This window comes from Clavibacter sp. MX14-G9D (assembly GCF_032917815.1).
GTDB classification, from domain to species: Bacteria; Actinomycetota; Actinomycetes; order Actinomycetales; family Microbacteriaceae; genus Clavibacter; species Clavibacter michiganensis_K.
This window is the reverse complement of the sequence record NZ_JAVCVL010000257.1, coordinates 1-3,464: the sequence shown is the minus strand read 5'-3', so window position 1 is coordinate 3,464 and position 3,464 is coordinate 1. Positions and strand designations below refer to the sequence as shown.

5 protein-coding genes are annotated in these 3,464 nt (G+C 76.2%); 1 reads left to right on the top strand and 4 read right to left on the bottom strand.

All coding sequences use genetic code 11. From position 1 onward, the window contains the following. The 3 genes from Q6969_RS14255 to Q6969_RS14245 form a co-directional block, all read right to left on the bottom strand. A partial coding sequence (locus Q6969_RS14255) for a TetR family transcriptional regulator (RefSeq protein WP_317231032.1) occupies positions 1 to 495 on the bottom strand: 495 nt, incomplete at its 3' end. Between the two features lie 87 nt (positions 496 to 582). Beyond that, positions 583 to 996 carry a hypothetical protein gene (locus tag Q6969_RS14250; RefSeq protein ID WP_317231031.1) on the bottom strand — a complete coding sequence of 138 codons (414 nt, stop codon included), beginning with the start codon at positions 994 to 996 and terminating at the stop codon, positions 583 to 585. A gap of 30 nt (positions 997 to 1,026) precedes the next feature. After that, entirely contained in the window at positions 1,027 to 2,277 is a 1,251-nt protein-coding gene (locus tag Q6969_RS14245; RefSeq protein ID WP_317231030.1) for a helix-turn-helix domain-containing protein, read from the bottom strand. 313 nt (positions 2,278 to 2,590) lie between these two features. On the opposite strand from Q6969_RS14245, the gene Q6969_RS14240 reads away from it, so the two are divergent. After that, the gene (locus Q6969_RS14240; RefSeq protein ID WP_317231029.1) at positions 2,591 to 2,794 is read left to right on the top strand and encodes a hypothetical protein; all 204 of its coding nucleotides are present in this window, start codon (positions 2,591 to 2,593) and stop codon (positions 2,792 to 2,794) included. A 13-nt stretch (positions 2,795 to 2,807) separates the two neighbouring features. Here Q6969_RS14240 and Q6969_RS14235 read toward each other — a convergent pair. Next, positions 2,808 to 3,464: SbcC/MukB-like Walker B domain-containing protein (locus Q6969_RS14235; protein ID WP_317231028.1), on the bottom strand; the 657-nt coding region annotated here is incomplete at its 5' end.

Genomic DNA, 3,464 nt, shown 5'->3' with positions numbered 1-3,464 from the left:
GTCGAGCACGGCGAGCGCGCCGCCCTCGACGAGCCGCGCGAGCGTGGGGGCGGGGATGTCGCCGCGCAGCTCGCCCGCGGCGATGCCGCGCTCGACGACGCGCTGCAGCTCGGCGCGCAGGGGCGCGAGCTCGGCGGCGACCTCGCGGGCGAGGGGCCCGCGCACGGCGACCCGCGCCATGACGCGCACCTGCTCGACCTCCGCCCACAGGTGGGCGCCGATGAGCGCGACGTGGATGCGGCTGTCGGGGTGGGTGATGCCCGCCAGCGACTCGACGATGCGCCGGGCGCCGCGCTGCAGCACCTCGCGGACGAGGTCGTCGCGCGTGGCGAAGTGGCCGTAGACGGCGCGGCGGCTCAGGCCGGCGGCGGCGGCGATGGTCTCGAGCGAGGCGTCGGGGTCGCGGTCGAGCGCGACGACCGCCGCGTCGACGAGGGCCTGGCGGTTGCTCGCGGCGTCCTTGCGGGGCGCGCGTGCGGAGGCGAGGGAGGTCATGGACCCAGGCTAGTGATCCTGCACACCGCTGTGCAAGTTACGCAGCGCGCTTCCAGCGCCGGTGCCCGGGCACGCAGCCGGGGCGCGTCACGGCACGTCCTCCTGCGACCACAGGTCGGCCTGGATCACGAGGAGCTCCGCCCGGACCTCGGCCCGGAGCGACACGGTGCGCGGGTCCCACGGCGTGCCGGGGAGGCGGGCCTGGGGCGTCGCGCCCAGCTCGGCCGCGAGCTCGCCCGGGGTGGTGCCGACGGGCGGGAGCACCGAGACGGTGATCCAGCATCCGCCGGATGCGCACTCCTCGCGGCGCTCGACCACCGTGCTGCCCTCCGGGAGCGGGATGGCCGACACCGCCGGGACGTCGCCCTCGGTGGCGGAGACCGCCAGGGCGCCGAGCCGCAGGAGGTAGAGGGCCGCGAGCACGGCCACGACGACGAGCACCGCGATCAGCGCGCCCCGTCCCCGTCCCCGTCCCCGTCTCCGCTCCATCGCCTCGGTCATCGTGCCGACCCTAGCGACGGGAGCGCGCGATCAGCGCCGCAGCGTCTCGCTGGGCAGCTCGCCGAAGGCCTGCGAGTAGGAGGCCGCGAACCGGCCGAGGTGGGCGAAGCCCCACTCCTCGGCGACGCTGCGGACCGTCGTGGTGGTGGGGGTCGCGTCCCGGAGCTGCGCGCGCACCCGGCGCAGGCGGATCCCGCGGAGGTACTCGGTGGGGGTCTGGCCGTGGTGGCGGCGCAGCGCCAGCTGGAGCACGCGCGTGGAGATGCCGGCGGCGGCCGCGGCCTCGGCGGGCGTGATGGGGAGGTGCGCGTTGTGGTGCAGGTACTCCACGGCCACGCGGATGTGGGCCATGCGCGGCGCCCGGAGCTCGTCGGGCAGCTCCACGTCGTCCCACGGGAACAGGCGCAGGGTGGCGCGGGCGAGGGAGAGGTCGGCCTCGAGGCGCATCAGCGGGGAGGCGTCGGGATCGGTGATGACGGGCGCCGCGGCGGCGACCGCCCGGCGCCACACGGTCGCGGTCTCGATGCTGGGCACGCTGCGGTGCTCGAACAGCAGCGGGCGGGCCGGGCCGTGGTGGAACTCCGTCGCGGTCTGCTCGAGGAAGCCCGCGTCGAGGTGCACGCAGTTCTGACGGGTGGCGCTCGCCTGGTACTGGAACGGGCGTCCGGTGGGGAAGAGGAAGGGGAGCTGCCCCTGGGAGGAGACGGAGCGCGATCCGCGGTCGACCGTGATCCTGCCCTCGAGGAACCAGGTGACGACGTGCTCCGGTCGCTGGGGGCTCTCGGCCCACTGCGTGCCCGTGATGCGCGAGGTGCGCAGGGTGACGCGGTCGCCGCCGAGGATGGCGTAGCGGTAGGAGAAGGTGCCGGTGCGGCGGTCGGGGGCGAAGCGGATCCCTTCGAGCACGGCGCCGAAGCTCGCGGTGGCCTCGTCGATGTCGGACCCCGCCATGACCGCGCGGAGGAAGGGCTCGACCGGGGCGTCGGACGGCGCGGCGTCGGGGGCCGCGAGCGCGTCGGCCGGGGCCGCCGGGGCGGCCGGGGCGGCCGGGGCGGTGATCGTCGCGGATGCCGTGGTCGGGTGCGCGTCGTCCGCGTCCATCCCCAGGATCGCCGTGCCGGCGGCGGCGACGACCGAGAGCGGCCCGGTGCCGAGGGAGGCGGTGCCGGCCACGGTCGGATCCACGAGGGATGCGGCGTCGGACGCGGCGGTGTCGGCGTGCGGCGTGCGCGGTCGGCGCGAGGGATCCCTCGTTCCGATGGGGGTCAGCGTTGTCGTCATGGTCCCTGCGGTCTCCGGCGTCGATCGTCTCCGCCCTCCCGCTCATCATGCATGGTGGTCCCGCGGCAGGGCGCCTCCGGGGATCCCCGGGGCTGCGGGTGCTTCGGCGCGGCCCCGCGGGAGAGCGGGTCGTCGCTCAGCGGATATCCACTGAGCGAAACGGCGTCCCCCGATCGCTTGCGTCGCCCGGCCACCGTGCGTCCGGCGGGCGCTCGGGCGACGTGCCGAGCGCGCACCGGATCCGCACGGCCGGGGCGCCTAGGCTCGTCCCCGCGCACCGCCCGCGCGCACCCGATCACCCGAGAGGCGCCGCATGACGAGCGACCGGTCCCTGGCCTTCATCCTGCTGCGCTCGTGCCTCGTGATGGTGGCGCTCGGCGTCGTCACCGCGCAGACCGGGGGCGGCCTCGGCATCGTGGGCGTCGTGGCCCTCGTGCTGGCGGCGGGCCTCGGCGGCGCGGCGGCGTTCTACTGGCGGCGCCACCTCGCGGCGAAGCGGCGCGACCCCTTCAGCTGACCCGCGGGGCGCGTCACGCGGGGTCGGAGACCGTGGACGTGAGCGTCGATGACCCGTCCGGGCGCCGGCGCACCTCGATCCGGTCGGCCACCCGCTGCTTCAGCTCCTCCACGTGGCTGACGATGCCGACCGTGCGCCCGCCGGAGGAGAGCCGCCCGAGCTCGGACATGACCGCGTCGAGCGTCTCCGGGTCGAGCGTGCCGAACCCCTCGTCGACGAAGAGCGTGCCGAGCTGCAGCCCTCCCGCCTCCGCCTGCACCACGTCGGCGAGGCCCAGCGCCAGGCTGAGCGACGCGTAGAAGGTCTCGCCGCCGGAGAAGCTCGCGGGCTCGCGCACGCGGTCGACGACGTGGTCGCGGATCTGCAGGGCCAGCCCCGTCTTCCGGGACCGGCTGGTCGCCTCCCGCTCCTCGCTGACCTCGAGCTCGTAGCGCCCGCTCGACATGACGCGCAGCCGCGCGTTGGCAGCCTGCACCACGTCCTCGAACCGGCGCAGCAGCACGTAGGTGCCGAGGGTGACGCCGCGCGAGTTCTCCGGCGTGACGGCGTTGGCGATCTCGGCCATGCGGATCGCGGCGCGCGCCCGGTCGCCCGCGCGGGCGCTCTCCCGTCGGGCCTCCTCGTGCCGGGCGAGGGCGGACGCGCCACGGTCGGCCCGGTCGCGGGCGCG

Coding starts and splice junctions, on each gene's coding strand:
- Q6969_RS14240 (WP_317231029.1), top strand. CDS start 2,591: ATGACGAGCGACCGGTCCCTGGCCTTCATCCTGCTGCGCTCGTGCCTC.
- Q6969_RS14250 (WP_317231031.1), bottom strand. CDS start 996: ATGACCGAGGCGATGGAGCGGAGACGGGGACGGGGACGGGGACGGGGC.
- Q6969_RS14245 (WP_317231030.1), bottom strand. CDS start 2,277: ATGACGACAACGCTGACCCCCATCGGAACGAGGGATCCCTCGCGCCGA.